This window comes from Streptomyces sp. NPDC059787, from assembly GCF_042732315.1.
GTDB classification, from domain to species: domain Bacteria; phylum Actinomycetota; class Actinomycetes; order Streptomycetales; family Streptomycetaceae; genus Streptomyces; species Streptomyces atrovirens.
In genome coordinates this window covers 160,214-173,651 of record NZ_JBHWHX010000004.1, presented here as the reverse complement: position 1 = coordinate 173,651, position 13,438 = coordinate 160,214, and the positions used below count along the sequence as shown (strand labels likewise).

Sequence of the window (13,438 nt, the reverse complement as noted above, 5' to 3'; positions counted from 1 at the left end):
GCGGGGACAGGGGAAAGCCGCCGGGCGCGGTTGCGACCCGGCGGCTTCGAATGTTTTCGAGGGGGCGCCGGGTCAGCCGGCTACTCGTGCGGCGAGCGCGTCGCCGATCTGCGAGGTGCTGCGGGCGGGCAGGCCGCCGCGCTCCGCGAGGTCGGCGGAGACGGCGTCCTCGATGCGGGCCGCCTCGGCGTCGTGGCCGAGGTGACGCAGCAGGAGGGCGACGGACAGGACCGTGGCGCTGGGGTCGGCCTTGCCCTGGCCGGCGATGTCCGGGGCCGAGCCGTGCACGGGCTCGAACATGGACGGGTACTCGCGGCCCGGGTTGATGTTGCCGGAGGCCGCGACGCCGATGCCGCCGGAGACGGCCGCGGCGAGGTCGGTGATGATGTCGCCGAAGAGGTTGTCGGTGACGATGACGTCGAAGCGGGCCGGGTCGGTGACGAGGTAGATCGTCGCGGCGTCGACGTGGATGTAGTCGGTGGTGACCTCGGGGTACTCCTCGGCCACCTTGTTGAAGACGTTCGTCCACAGGTGGCCGGCGAAGGCCAGCACGTTGTTCTTGTGGACCAGCGTGAGCTTCTTGCGGGGGCGGGCCTGGGCGCGGGCGAAGGCGTCGCGGACCACGCGCTCGACGCCGAAGGCCGTGTTGACGGACACCTCGGTGGCGACCTCGTGCGGCGTGCCCTTGCGGATGGTGCCGCCGTTGCCCGTGTACGGGCCCTCGGTGCCCTCGCGCACGACGACGAAGTCGATCTCCGGCTGGCCGGCGAGCGGGGTGGCGACACCCGGGAGGAGCTTCGACGGACGCAGGTTGACGTGGTGGTCGAAGGCGAAGCGGAGCTTGAGCAGGAAGCCGCGCTCCAGGACGCCGGAGGGGACCGACGGGTCACCGATGGCGCCGAGCAGGATGGCGTCGTGCCGCTTCAGCTCGTCGAGGTCGGCGTCGGTGAGGGTCTCACCGGTGGCGTGGTACCGCCTGGCGCCGAAGTCGTACTCCTTGGTCTCCAGCTTCACATCCTGCGGGAGGACGGCGGAGAGGACCTTGAGACCTTCGGCCACGACCTCCTGGCCGATGCCGTCACCGGGGATCACTGCGAGATTGATGCTGCGAGACATGCGGGCACCCTACTCCTCGTCCCACGGGATGACATGCGGTGTCCGGCATACGGACGCCGTCGGCGTGTCAGTGGCCGGTCGAACCGCCGTTGTCCCTGCGGTCGAGGGCGCGCTGGAGCGCGGCGGCGGCGTTCTTGCGGTCGGATTCGCTGGTGCGGGAGGTGTGACGGACGCGGCGGCGGACGGTCGTCTCGGCCATGGGTCATCGACTCCTTCGGCATACGTGGAGTGCGGAAAGGGGTTGTGAGACGCCGAGGAGGGCGGGGAGCGGCGGACCGCAGGGGTTGCCTGCGCGGGGTCCGGCTCACGACCGCCGTTCGCTTGATCGAGCGAGTCGTTCGGCTCCTACAAAACTAGAGGAGCGGACCGCGCCTGTCTGCACAATTACTCGGACTTCCTACTATCTGAGACGGCAGACCGGGTCACACCGCTCCCACCTGCGAAAACACCGAACGGGCCAGGTCGGGGGGTGACCTGGCCCGTCCGGGGTCGGGGTGGGCGTCAGCCCATGTGCGGGTAGCCGTAGTCGGTCGGCGGGACCAGCGTCTCCTTGATGGCGCGGGTCAGGGTCCAGCGCATCAGGTTCTGCGGGGCGCCGGCCTTGTCGTTGGTGCCGGAGGCACGGCCGCCGCCGAAGGGCTGCTGGCCGACGACGGCGCCGGTCGACTTGTCGTTGATGTAGAAGTTGCCGGCCGCGTAGCGCAGCTTCTCCATCGTGTACGCCGCCGCCGCGCGGTCGTTCGCGATGACCGAGCCGGTGAGGGCGTAGTCGGACACCGACTCCATCTGGGTCAGCATCTCGTCGTACTTCTCGTCGTCGTAGACGTGCACGGCGAGGATCGGGCCGAAGTACTCGGTGCGGAACACCTCGTTCTCCGGGTCGTCGCACTCGATGACGGTCGGGCGGACGAAGTAGCCGACCGAGTCGTCGTAGGAGCCGCCCGCGACGATCGTGCAGGACGGGTCCTCCTTGGCGCGGTCGATGGCGGCCTTGTTCTTGGCGAAGGACCGCTCGTCGATGACGGCGCCGATGAAGTTCGACAGGTCGGTGACGTCACCCATGGTGATGTAGTCGACCTCGGCCGCGAACTCCTCCTTGAAGCCGGAGTTCCAGATCGACGCCGGGATGTACGCGCGCGAGGTGGCGCTGCACTTCTGGCCCTGGTACTCGAAGGCACCGCGGGTCAGCGCGGTCTTGAGGATCGCGGGGTCGGCGCTCGGGTGGGCGACGACGAAGTCCTTGCCGCCGGTCTCGCCGACCAGGCGCGGGTAGGTGCGGTACTTCTCGATGTTCTGGCCGACCGTCTTCCACAGGTGCTGGAAGGTCCTGGTCGAGCCGGTGAAGTGGATGCCGGCCAGGTCGCGGTGGTTCAGGGCGACCTCGGAGACCTCCAGGCCGTCACCGGTGACCAGGTTGATGACGCCCTTGGGCAGCCCGGCCTCCTCCAGGAGCCGCATGAGCAGCACGGCGGCGTGGGTCTGCGTCGGGGACGGCTTCCAGACCACCACGTTGCCCATGAGGGCCGGCGCGGTGGGCAGGTTGGCGGCGATCGCGCTGAAGTTGAACGGCGTGATCGCGTAGACGAAGCCCTCCAGCGGGCGGTGGTCGAGGCGGTTCCACACGCCCGGGGAGTTGGCCGGGGGCTGCTCGGCGAGGATGCCGCGCGCGTAGTGGACGTTGAAGCGCCAGAAGTCGACCAGCTCGCAGGGGCTGTCGATCTCGGCCTGCTGCGCGGTCTTGGACTGGCCCAGCATGGTGGAGGCGGCGATGGTCTCGCGCCAGGGGCCGGCCAGCAGCTCGGCGGCGCGCAGGATGATCGCCGCGCGGTCGTCGAAGGCCATCGCGCGCCAGGCGGGCGCGGCGGCGAGGGCCGCGTCGACGGCGTCCTGGGCGTCCTGCCGGGTGGCGTTGGCGTAGGTGCCCAGGCGGGCCTTGTGGTTGTGCGGCTGCACGACGTCGAAGCGCTCGCCGCCGCCCATCCGCTGCTCACCGCCGATGGTGCAGGGCAGGTCGATCGGGTTGTCGGCCAGCTCCTTGAGCTTGGCCTCCAGCCGGGCGCGCTCGGGCGTACCGGGGGCGTAGCCGTGCACCGGCTCGTTGACGGGGGTGGGGACCTGGGTCACAGCGTCCATGGGTGGCGTAACTCCTTGTCGTGAGCGGTGTGGTGTCAGCCCTTGGTGATCATGCTGCGGACGAAGAAGCGCAGGTTGGCCGGCTTCTCCGCGAGCCGCCGCATGCTGTGCTTTCCCGGGGGACACCCCCCGGACCCCCGGCCGGAGCCGGGCGGCAGCGCAATCGAGTTGTCTCAGCCGCGGCTGATCATGCTCCGCGCGAAGAAGCGCAGGTTGGCCGGCTTCTCCGCCAGACGGCGCATGAAGTAGCCGTACCAGTCGGTGCCGTAGGCCGTGTAGACGCGCATGCGGTGGCCCTCGGCGGCCAGTCGCAGGTGCTCGTCGCCGCGGATGCCGTAGAGCATCTGGAACTCGTACTCGTCGAGCTTGCGTCCGGCGGTGCGGGCCAGTTCCTGGGTGATGGAGATCAGGCGCGGGTCGTGGGACCCGATCATCGGGTAGCCCTCGCCCTCCATCAGCGTCCGCAGGATGCGCACGTACGCCTTGTCGATCTCGTGCTTCTGCTGGTAGGCGACCTCGGCGGGCTCCTTGTAGGCGCCCTTCACCAACCGTACGCGACTGCCGGCCGCGGCGAGGCGGCGCGCGTCCTCCTCGGTGCGGAAGAGGTAGGCCTGGATGACGCAGCCCGTCTGCGGGACGTCCTTGCGCAGCTCCTCGTGGATGGCGAACATCGAGTCGAGGGTGGTGTGGTCCTCCGCGTCGAGGGTGACCGTGGTGCCGATCTCGGCGGCGGCCTCGACGACCGGGCGGACGTTGGCGAGGGCCAGCTCGTGGCCGCCGTCCAGCGCCTGGCCGAACATCGACAGCTTCACCGACATCTCCGCGCGGGTACCGAGCTCCAGCGGCCCCAGCCGGCCGATCAGCTCCAGGTACGCGTCGCGGGCGGCGGCGGCCTGCTCGGGGGTGGTGATGTCCTCGCCGACCACGTCCATGGTGAGTTCCAGGCCGTTGCCGGTGAGCTCCTGGACGATCGGCAGGACCTCGTCGACGGTCTCCCCGGGGATGAAGCGGTCGACGACCTGCTTGGTCACCGGGGCCGCCGAGATCAGGCGTCGCATCCGGTCGCTGCGCGACGCGGCGAGAATCACGGGACCCAGCACGGGGCACCTCCACAAGCTGCATGAGGCCGTCACCCGACGATTCGGGCACGGCACGGAGAACCACCGTGAAACCTACGGATGCCCCCGATCGTGGGCCATCGACAGCTGTCACGCATCCGTGCCGCAGATCTCAGACAGATGTATGAAGGCTCCGGGATTTTGCGGCAGAATGCCCGGGTGACGTCGGAACACAGGGACGACTACCAGGAGCTGGTGGACGAGATCTCGGAGCTGCTGGGCGCTCCGGCGACCCTGGAGAACCGCGACTTCGAGCTGATCGCCTTCGGGGCGTACGACAGCGAGGGCGACCTCGATCCGTCGGCGCTGGACCCGGTGCGCACCCGCTCGATCCTGACCCGCCGTTCGACGGCCGCCGTCCGCGCCTGGTTCGAGGGCTTCGGCATCACCCGCGCGACCGGCCCGGTCCGCATCCCGCGCACTCCGGAGGCGGGCGTGCACCGGGGACGCGTCTGTCTGCCGGTACGGCATCGGGGTGTCGTCCTCGGTTATGTCTGGCTGCTCGACTACGACCCCGGCCCCTCGGAACAACAACTGGACGCGGCCATGCGGGTGACGGCCCGGATCGGCGCGCTCCTCGCGGACGAGGCCCAGCACGGCGCCGACCTCACGCGGGAACTGCGGGCGGTGCTGACGGCGGAGCGGGACTGGCAGCGGGAGATGGCCGTCGCCGAGCTGCGCACCGCCCTCGGCAGCCGCGCCGACGGTCCGCACACGGTGGTCTGTGTCGCCCCCTGGCCCTCCACCGGCCCGGACGACGCCCCGTCGGTGCGTACGGTGCCGGGGGCGACGGCGCTGTGCACCCTGCCGTGGGGGGCCGGGGGCACCTCCCACGCCCTTGGTGCGGTGGGGGGCGGCCTGTCGCTGGCCCTGCTGCTGCGGCTGCGCTCGACGGACGTACTGGCCCCGGCGACGACGGCGGCCTCACGGCTGCTGGAGCGGGCGGGCTCGGGCGGCCCCCCGGTGGCCGCCGGGATCGCCGCGCCCCGCGCGGGTCTCGCCGAACTGGGCGCGGCCTGGGACGAGGCGTCGGCGTCGGCCCGGGCGGCGCTGGCCGAACCCCGGCTCGGACCGGTCGCCCGGTGGGCGTCGATCGGCCCGTTCCGCCTGCTGACCGCGCTGCCCCCGGGAGCAGCCCGCGACCCCGTCGTCGGCCCCCTGCTCTCCCCCGCCCAGGCCGAACTCGCCCGCACCGCCGAGGTCTACCTCGACCGCGCGGGCCAGGCCGGCCGCACGGCCGCCGAGCTGGGCGTCCACCGCCAGACCCTGTACTACCGGCTGTCGCGGATCGAGCAGCTCACGGGCCTGGACCTGGACGACGGCGAGGACCGGCTGCTGCTGCACATGGCGCTCAAGGCCGCGCGTCTGTAGCGGCGGCCTCGATCACCCGGCGCAGGCCGACGGCGAGCTGCCCGCCGTCGGGCGCCGACTTCGGGTCGAAGGTCCACTGTGCGATGAGGCCCGTCATCAGGGTCACGTAGAACATGCCGACCGTGTCCGCGGTCTCGTCGGACACGTCCTCCTCCCGGCCGCCCATCAGCAGCGGGACCAGACCGCGCCCGGCCTCGCGCTGCGCCGCCGCCAGATGGTCTCGGACCTCGGGGAGCCGGTCGCCGAGGGCGAGGACCTCCATGCTGAGCCGCCACACCGAGCCGGGCTCCTTCATGGTGCCGATGATGTTCGACCACACCCGCTCGAACCGCTCCAGGGAGCCGGGCACGGTCTCGTCCACGGTCCCGTCGCCCTCGAAGGCACCGCCCATCCCCTCGACGAGCGACACGTAGGCCTGCGCGAGCAGCGCGTCCTTCGACCCGTAGTGGTAGCCGATGGACGCCAGGTTGGTCCCCGACTCCTTGACGATGTCCCGCGCCGTCGTGCGCACGAAGCCCTTGGCGAGCAGGCAGCGCTTGGCGCCCTCCAGCAGATCCTCACGGTGTCCCATGGCGTCACCTTACCCACCTCTCCATACGCCTGTCTTATACGATTGTTCTAGACAAGCGTATAAGACGTGCGTACAGTCACCGCCATGACAACGAACCCGCCCCGCGCCGGCCGCCGCGAGTGGACCGCGCTCACCGTGCTGATGCTCCCGCTGCTGCTGGTCTCGATGGACGTCTCCGTCCTCTACTTCGCGATCCCCGAGATCAGCGCGGACCTGGAGCCGAGCGGCACCCAGCAGCTGTGGATCTTCGACATCTACGGCTTCGTCCTGGCCGGCCTGCTGATGACGATGGGCGCGCTGGGCGACCGCATCGGCCGCCGCAGGCTGCTCCTCCTCGGGGCCGCCGCCTTCGGCGCCGCCTCGCTGCTCGCGGCCTACGCGCACACCGCCGAGACGCTGATCGCGGCCCGCGCGGTCCTCGGCATCGGCGGCGCCACCCTGATGCCGTCCACGATGGCGCTGGTCCGCACGATGTTCACCGACCCCGCCCAGCGCGCGAAGGCGATCGGGCTGTGGTCCGGGGTGATGACGGCCGGGATCGCGCTCGGCTCGGTGATGAGCGGCGTCCTCGTGGAGCACTTCTGGTGGGGCTCGGTCTTCCTGGTCAACCTGCCCGCCATGGCCCTGCTGCTGGTCCTCGGCCCGGTGCTGCTCCCCGAGTCGAAGAACCCCTCCCCCGGCCGCTTCGACCTGCTGAGCGTCCCGCTGTCGATGGCGGCGGTCCTGCCCGTGGTCTACGGCCTGAAGGAACTGCCCTCCGAGGGCTGGAACGTCCGCTACGTCGTCTCGATCACCGTCGGCCTGCTGTTCGCGGCGCTGTTCGTGCACCGGCAGCGCACCGCGGTCTCACCGATGATCTCGCCGGCCCTCTTCCGCGGGCACGGCTTCACCCCGGCGCTCGTCCTCAACACCCTGTCGGCCTTCGGGATGATGGGCTCGGCGTACTTCACCACCCAGTACCTGCAGTCGGTCCTCGGCAAGAGCGCGCTGGAGGCCGCGCTGTGGAGCCTGCTGCCGTCGGTGCTCATCGGCGCCGCCGCACCGGTCGCCGCCCAGCTCGTCCAGCGGGGCGTGGAGCGCGCGTACGTCGTGACGGCCGGCTTCGTCATCGCGGCGGGCGGCTACGGGCTGCTGGCCCTGGCCGGTACGGACTCGCTGTGGCTGGTGCTGGCCGCGTGCGGGGTGCTGGCCGCTGGCATCGTCATCGTGATGTCCCTGCTCACCGACCTGGCCCTGAGTTCGGCGCCGGTCGAGAGGGCGGGGGCGGCGTCCTCCCTGCTGGAGACCGGCACGGAGTTCGGCGGCGCCCTGGGCATGGCCGCCCTCGGCTCCATCGGTACGGCCGTCTACCGCCACGAGATCCCGGACACGGCCCCCGCGATGGCCCGGGAGACCCTGGGCGGCGCACTGGCCGTCGCCGCCGAACTGCCGGGGCGCGCGGGGGACGCCCTGGCCGCGGCGGCACGGGAGGCGTTCACCAGCGGGATGCAGGCAGCGGCGGTCGCGGCGGCGGTACTGCTGCTCGGGGCGGCGGGTCTGGCGGCGATGGGCCTGCGGCACATCAGGATCCGTCCGGAAGCGCCCATGGAAAACGCCGGACAGGCTGATGCACTCAGCCCGTCCGGCGTTCGATGACGAGCCCGTTCAGGGTGAACGGGGGTCCGGGGGCGGAGCCCCCGGCACTCTCAGACCAGGTTGACCGACCGGGCGGACGTCGCCCCGATCTCCGCGGCCAGCTCACCGAGCACCCCGGCGGCCACCGTGTCGTCGACGGTCAGCACGGCGAGCGCCTCGCCGCCGACCGCCGCGCGGGCGACCTGCATGCCGGCGATGTTGATGCCCGCCTCGCCGAGGACGCGGCCCACGGTGCCCACGACACCCGGACGGTCCTCGTAGCGCAGCACGAGCATGTGGTCGGCGAGCGCGAGGTCGACGTCGTACTCGCCGACCGCGACGATCTTCTGGACGTGCTTGGGACCGGCCAGCGTGCCGGAGACCGAGATCTCCTCGCCGTCGGAGAGGGTGCCGCGCACGGTGACGACGTTGCGGTGGTCGGCCGACTCGGAGCTGGTGGTCAGCCGGACCTCGACACCGCGCTCCTGGGCGAACAGCGGGGCGTTGACGTAGGACACCGTCTCGTCGACGACGTCCTCGAAGACGCCCTTGAGCGCGGACAGTTCCAGCACCTTCACGTCGTGCTGGGTGATCTCGCCGTAGACCTCGACGTCGAGGCGGACCGCGACCTCACCGGCGAGCGCGGTGAAGATCCGGCCGAGGCGCTCGGCGAGCGGCAGACCCGGCTTGACGTCCTCGGCGATGACCCCGCCCTGCACGTTCACCGCGTCCGGGACCAGCTCACCGGCGAGGGCGAGGCGCACCGAGCGGGCGACGGCGATACCGGCCTTCTCCTGCGCCTCGTCGGTGGAGGCACCGAGGTGCGGGGTGCAGACGACCTGGTCGAACTCGAACAGCGGGGAGTCGGTGCACGGCTCCTTGGCGTACACGTCGAGGCCGGCGCCGGCGACGCGGCCCTCCTTGAGCGCCGAGTACAGCGCCTCCTCGTCGACGATGCCGCCGCGCGCGGCGTTGATGACGCGCACGCTCGGCTTGACCTTGCGCAGCGCCTCGTCGCCGATGAGGCCGACGGTCTCGGGGGTCTTGGGCAGGTGGACGGTGATGAAGTCGGAGACCTCGAGCAGTTCGTCCAGCGACAGGACCTTGACGCCCATCTGCGCGGCCCGCGCGGGCTGGATGTAGGGGTCGTAGGCGACGACCTTCATGCCGAAGCCGGACATGCGCTGGGCGACCAGCGCACCGATGCGGCCCAGACCCACGACACCGAGGGTCTTCTCGGCCAGCTCGACACCCGTGTACTTGCTGCGCTTCCACTCGCCGTTCTTCAGCGCGGCGTTGGCCTGCGGGATGTGGCGGGCGGTGGCGACGATCAGACCGCAGGCGAGCTCGGCGGCGGTCACGATGTTCGAGGTGGGGGCGTTGACGACCATCACGCCGGCCTTGGTGGCGGCGGAGACGTCGACGTTGTCCAGGCCGACGCCGGCGCGGGCGACGACCTTGAGCTTGTTCGCGGCGGCGATCGCCTCGGCGTCGACCTTGGTGGCCGAGCGGATCAGGATCGCGTCCACCTCGGCGATGGCCGGGAGCAGCTCGGCACGGTCCGCGCCGTTGCAGTGGCGGATCTCGAAGTCCGGACCGAGTGCGTCGACGGTGGCGGGCGACAGCTCTTCAGCGATGAGTACGACGGGTTTCGAGCTCACGTGAGTCCTCACAAGTCCAATGCGGACGGCCGTCCCGACGGCCGCAGGCGGTGAAGAAGTGCTAGCCGCGTGGAAGACGCACGACGCTGTGGGCCTGACGCGTTTGTTGTACAGCAGTCTAGTGGCGCGGGGCGAGTCGTCTTGCGCCTCTGCGGAATGATCACCCGGAAGTGGCGGGGTCCGGGGCGGAGCCCCGCGACGGCACCCGGAACCGGCGGCACCGTCGCGGGGCGAAGAGACTTACGCCTCCTCGTCGACCCAGCTCATGAGCTTGCGCAGCTCCTTGCCGGTGGTCTCAAGGAGGTGCTCGGAGTCCTGCTGCTTGTACTCGTTGTACTTCTTCAGACCGCCGTGGTACTCGTCCATCCACTGCTGCGCGAAGGTGCCGTCCTGGATCTCGGCGAGGACCTTCTTCATCTCGGCCTTGGTGGCGTCGGTGATGATCCGCGGGCCGGTGACGTAGTCGCCCCACTCGGCGGTCTCGGAGATCGACCAGCGCATCTTCTCCAGGCCGCCCTCGTACATGAGGTCCACGATCAGCTTCAGCTCGTGCAGGCACTCGAAGTACGCGATCTCCGGCTGGTAGCCGGCCTCGGTCAGCGTCTCGAAGCCCGCCTTGACCAGCGCCGCGGTGCCACCGCACAGAACGGCCTGCTCGCCGAACAGGTCGGTCTCGGTCTCCTCGGTGAAGGTCGTCTTGATGACGCCGGCACGGGTGCCGCCGATGCCCTTCGCGTACGACAGGGCCAGCGCGAAGGCGCTGCCCGTGGCGTCCTGCTCGACGGCGGCGATGCAGGGAACGCCGCGGCCTTCCTCGTACTGACGGCGCACCAGGTGACCCGGGCCCTTGGGGGCGACCATGCAGACGTCCACACCGGCCGGGGGCTTGATGAAGCCGTAGCGGATGTTCAGGCCGTGACCGAAGAACAGCGCGTCGCCGTCCTTCAGGTTGTCCTTGATGTGCTCCTCGTAGACCTGGGCCTGGATCGGGTCCGGGACCAGGATCATGATGACGTCGGCCTCGGCGGCGGCCTCGGACGGGCTCACCACGCGCAGGCCCTGCTCCTCGGCCTTGGCCTTGGACTTGGAGCCCTCGTGCAGACCGACACGGACGTCGACACCCGAGTCACGCAGCGACAGGGCGTGGGCGTGGCCCTGGCTGCCGTAACCGATGACCGCGACCTTGCGGCCCTGGATGATGGACAGGTCGGCGTCGGCGTCGTAGAACAGCTCGGCCACTGGGTTATCTCCTTGAGTGCAGGTGTTGCGTCCCACCGTATGCCGGTGAGGGGAAGGGAAGTCTCTCGGTCTCGGTATACGGGCGGCCGGTCGTGTCCCGGCCGCCCGCTCACGGGTCCTACGCCGACCGGTCCAGGGCCCGCAGCGACCGGTCCGTGATGGAACGGCCACCGCGTCCGATCGCGATCGTGCCGGACTGGACGAGCTCCTTGATACCGAACGGCTCCAGCATCTTGAGCATGGCGGACAGCTTGTCGCTGCTGCCGGTGGCCTCGATGGTCACGGCCTCCGGGGAGACGTCCACGGTCTTGGCGCGGAACAGCTGGACGATCTCGACGATCTGGGAGCGCGTCTCGTTGTCGGCGCGCACCTTCACCAGAACGAGTTCGCGCTGAACGGCCTGCCCGGGTTCGAGCTCGACGATCTTCAACACGTTGACGAGCTTGTTGAGCTGCTTGGTGACCTGCTCCAGCGGGAACTCCTCGACGCTCACCACGATGGTGATGCGGGAGATGTCGGCGTGCTCGGTGACGCCGACGGCGAGCGAGTCGATGTTGAAGCCGCGGCGGGAGAACAGGGCGGCGATCCGGGCCAGGATGCCCGGGGTGTTCTCCACCAGGACGGAGAGCGTGTGCTTGGACATGATCTGCTTCCTCTGCTTGAAAGTCCTGACGGCTCTCAGTCGTCTTCGTTGTCGCCGAAGTCGGGGCGGACGTCCCGGGCGGCCATGATCTCGTCGTTGGAGGTGCCGGCGGCGACCATCGGCCACACCATCGCGTCCTCGTGGACGATGAAGTCCACGACGACCGGACGGTCGTTGATCGAGTTCGCCTCCTCGATGACCTTGTCGAGGTCGGCCGGGTCCTCGCAGCGGATCGCGTGGCAGCCCATGGCCTCCGACAGCTTCACGAAGTCGGGGACCCGGGTGCCGGCGCTCTTCTCGGCGGTGTCGGCTCCGGGGCCGGAGTGCAGCACCGTGTTGGAGTACCGCTGGTTGTAGAAGAGGGTCTGCCACTGGCGGACCATCCCGAGGGCGCCGTTGTTGATGATGGCGACCTTGATCGGGATGTTGTTCAGGGCGCAGGTGGTGAGCTCCTGGTTGGTCATCTGGAAGCAGCCGTCGCCGTCGATCGCCCAGACGGCGCGGTCGGGGGCGCCGGCCTTGGCCCCCATGGCGGCCGGCACCGAGTAGCCCATGGTTCCGGCGCCGCCGGAGTTCAGCCAGGTGGCGGGCTTGTCGTACTGGATGAAGTGCGCCGCCCACATCTGGTGCTGGCCGACGCCTGCCGTGAAGATCGTGCCTTCGGGCGCCAGCTGTCCGATGCGCTCGATGACCTGCTGCGGGGAGAGCGAGCCGTCCTCGGGCAGGTCGTAGCCGAGCGGGTAGGTCTCGCGCCAGCGGTTCAGGTCGTTCCACCAGGCGGTGTAGTCGCCGCGGCTGCCCTCGGCGTGCTCCTTCTGGACGGCCTGGACGAGGTCGGCGAGGACCTCGCGGGCGTCACCGACGATCGGCACGTCGGCGGCGCGGTTCTTGCCGATCTCGGCCGGGTCGATGTCGGCGTGGACGATCTTGGCGTACGGGGCGAAGCTGTCCAGCTTGCCGGTGACGCGGTCGTCGAAGCGGGCTCCGAGGGCGACGATCAGGTCGGCCTTCTGCAGCGCGGTGACGGCGGTGACCGAACCGTGCATGCCCGGCATCCCCACGTGCAGCTCGTGGCTGTCGGGGAACGCGCCGAGTCCCATCAGGGTGGTGGTGACGGGAGCTCCGGTGAGTTCGGCGAGGACCTTCAGCTCGGCGGTGGCACGGGCCTTGAGGACACCGCCGCCGACGTAGAGGACCGGCCGCTTCGCGGCGGTGATCAGCTTGGCGGCCTCGCGGATCTGCTTGGCGTGCGGCTTGGTGACGGGCCGGTAGCCGGGCAGGTCCATGGTGGGCGGCCAGGAGAAGGTGGTCTTCGCCTGGAGGATGTCCTTGGGGATGTCGACCAGGACCGGTCCCGGACGGCCGGTGGAGGCGATGTGGAACGCCTGCGCGATCGCCCGGGGGATGTCCTCCGCCTTGGTGACCAGGAAGCTGTGCTTGGTGATCGGCATGGTGATGCCGACGATGTCCGCCTCCTGGAAGGCGTCCGTGCCGATCGCCTTGGACACCACCTGTCCGGTGATCGCGACCAGCGGCACGGAGTCCATGTGCGCGTCCGCGATCGGGGTGACCAGGTTGGTGGCGCCCGGACCGGACGTCGCCATGCAGACCCCGACCTTGCCGGTGGCCTGGGCGTAACCGGTGGCCGCGTGGCCGGCGCCCTGCTCGTGGCGGACCAGCACGTGGCGCACCCGCGTGGAGTCCATCAGGGGGTCGTACGCCGGCAGGATGGTGCCCCCGGGAATGCCGAATACCGTGTCGGCGCCGACCTCCTCGAGAGAGCGAATGAGGGACTGTGCGCCCGTGACGTGCTCGACGGGGGCGGACTGTCCTCCGGATCGGGGCCGGGGCTGCGGGTGATGGGCCCCGGTGGCCTGCTCGGTCATCGGCATTCTCTTCTCGATGCTGAGGGTTTTTGCGAAGTTTGTACGGGTTACGCGTGCTGCTCGGCGGGTGCCTGTGCAACAAAAAA

At 70.2% G+C, this 13,438-nt stretch carries 11 protein-coding genes; 2 read left to right on the top strand and 9 right to left on the bottom strand.

Annotated elements, in window-relative coordinates:
* Positions 1-72: 72 nt before the first annotated feature.
* The 4 genes from ACFV5H_RS05655 to ACFV5H_RS05640 all read right to left on the bottom strand — a co-directional run bounded on the left by ACFV5H_RS05655 (position 73) and on the right by ACFV5H_RS05640 (position 4,349).
* The gene (locus ACFV5H_RS05655; RefSeq protein ID WP_385193032.1) at positions 73-1,116 is read right to left on the bottom strand and encodes a 3-isopropylmalate dehydrogenase; all 1,044 of its coding nucleotides are present in this window, start codon (positions 1,114-1,116) and stop codon (positions 73-75) included.
* A gap of 67 nt (positions 1,117-1,183) precedes the next feature.
* Positions 1,184-1,315, bottom strand: coding sequence for a hypothetical protein (locus ACFV5H_RS05650; RefSeq protein WP_106982032.1), 132 nt, complete (start codon positions 1,313-1,315; stop codon positions 1,184-1,186).
* Positions 1,316-1,617: 302 nt separating this feature from the next.
* Positions 1,618-3,249: an L-glutamate gamma-semialdehyde dehydrogenase gene (gene pruA / locus ACFV5H_RS05645; RefSeq protein WP_385193029.1), complete on the bottom strand. Its 1,632-nt coding sequence runs from the start codon at positions 3,247-3,249 to the stop codon at positions 1,618-1,620.
* 173 nt (positions 3,250-3,422) lie between these two features.
* The gene (locus ACFV5H_RS05640) at positions 3,423-4,349 is read right to left on the bottom strand and encodes a proline dehydrogenase family protein (protein ID WP_385052266.1); all 927 of its coding nucleotides are present in this window, start codon (positions 4,347-4,349) and stop codon (positions 3,423-3,425) included.
* A gap of 138 nt (positions 4,350-4,487) precedes the next feature.
* Between ACFV5H_RS05640 and ACFV5H_RS05635 the strand changes: the two genes are divergently transcribed.
* Complete coding sequence (locus ACFV5H_RS05635) at positions 4,488-5,738, top strand: PucR family transcriptional regulator (protein WP_385193027.1); 1,251 nt, start codon at positions 4,488-4,490, stop codon at positions 5,736-5,738.
* Here ACFV5H_RS05635 and ACFV5H_RS05630 read toward each other — a convergent pair.
* Positions 5,719-6,309 carry a TetR/AcrR family transcriptional regulator gene (locus tag ACFV5H_RS05630; RefSeq protein ID WP_385052271.1) on the bottom strand — a complete coding sequence of 197 codons (591 nt, stop codon included), beginning with the start codon at positions 6,307-6,309 and terminating at the stop codon, positions 5,719-5,721. The genes ACFV5H_RS05635 and ACFV5H_RS05630 overlap by 20 nt on opposite strands.
* Before the next feature lie 84 nt (positions 6,310-6,393).
* Here ACFV5H_RS05630 and ACFV5H_RS05625 point away from each other — a divergent pair, with 84 nt between their 5' ends.
* Complete coding sequence (locus ACFV5H_RS05625) at positions 6,394-7,944, top strand: MFS transporter (protein ID WP_385193025.1); 1,551 nt, start codon at positions 6,394-6,396, stop codon at positions 7,942-7,944.
* Between the two features lie 50 nt (positions 7,945-7,994).
* Here ACFV5H_RS05625 and serA read toward each other — a convergent pair whose 3' ends face one another.
* The 4 genes from serA to ACFV5H_RS05605 form a co-directional block, all read right to left on the bottom strand.
* Positions 7,995-9,584 carry a phosphoglycerate dehydrogenase gene (gene serA / locus ACFV5H_RS05620; RefSeq protein ID WP_385052277.1) on the bottom strand — a complete coding sequence of 530 codons (1,590 nt, stop codon included), beginning with the start codon at positions 9,582-9,584 and terminating at the stop codon, positions 7,995-7,997.
* Between the two features lie 240 nt (positions 9,585-9,824).
* Complete coding sequence (gene ilvC / locus ACFV5H_RS05615) at positions 9,825-10,823, bottom strand: ketol-acid reductoisomerase (protein ID WP_385052281.1); 999 nt, start codon at positions 10,821-10,823, stop codon at positions 9,825-9,827.
* 118 nt (positions 10,824-10,941) lie between these two features.
* The gene (gene ilvN / locus ACFV5H_RS05610; RefSeq protein ID WP_030866294.1) at positions 10,942-11,466 is read right to left on the bottom strand and encodes an acetolactate synthase small subunit; all 525 of its coding nucleotides are present in this window, start codon (positions 11,464-11,466) and stop codon (positions 10,942-10,944) included.
* 35 nt (positions 11,467-11,501) lie between these two features.
* Positions 11,502-13,352, bottom strand: a complete 1,851-nt coding sequence (locus ACFV5H_RS05605; protein ID WP_385052284.1) for an acetolactate synthase large subunit — start codon at positions 13,350-13,352, stop codon at positions 11,502-11,504.
* Positions 13,353-13,438 lie beyond the last annotated feature (86 nt).

Excerpts from the sequence above, each read along its gene's own strand:
- ACFV5H_RS05655 (WP_385193032.1), bottom strand. The coding sequence starts at position 1,116 with ATGTCTCGCAGCATCAATCTCGCAGTGATCCCCGGTGACGGCATCGGC.
- ACFV5H_RS05650 (WP_106982032.1), bottom strand. The coding sequence starts at position 1,315 with ATGGCCGAGACGACCGTCCGCCGCCGCGTCCGTCACACCTCCCGCACC.
- pruA (WP_385193029.1), bottom strand. The coding sequence starts at position 3,249 with ATGGACGCTGTGACCCAGGTCCCCACCCCCGTCAACGAGCCGGTGCAC.
- ACFV5H_RS05635 (WP_385193027.1), top strand. The coding sequence starts at position 4,488 with ATGTATGAAGGCTCCGGGATTTTGCGGCAGAATGCCCGGGTGACGTCG.
- ACFV5H_RS05630 (WP_385052271.1), bottom strand. The coding sequence starts at position 6,309 with ATGGGACACCGTGAGGATCTGCTGGAGGGCGCCAAGCGCTGCCTGCTC.
- ACFV5H_RS05625 (WP_385193025.1), top strand. The coding sequence starts at position 6,394 with ATGACAACGAACCCGCCCCGCGCCGGCCGCCGCGAGTGGACCGCGCTC.
- ilvN (WP_030866294.1), bottom strand. The coding sequence starts at position 11,466 with ATGTCCAAGCACACGCTCTCCGTCCTGGTGGAGAACACCCCGGGCATC.
- ACFV5H_RS05605 (WP_385052284.1), bottom strand. The coding sequence starts at position 13,352 with ATGACCGAGCAGGCCACCGGGGCCCATCACCCGCAGCCCCGGCCCCGA.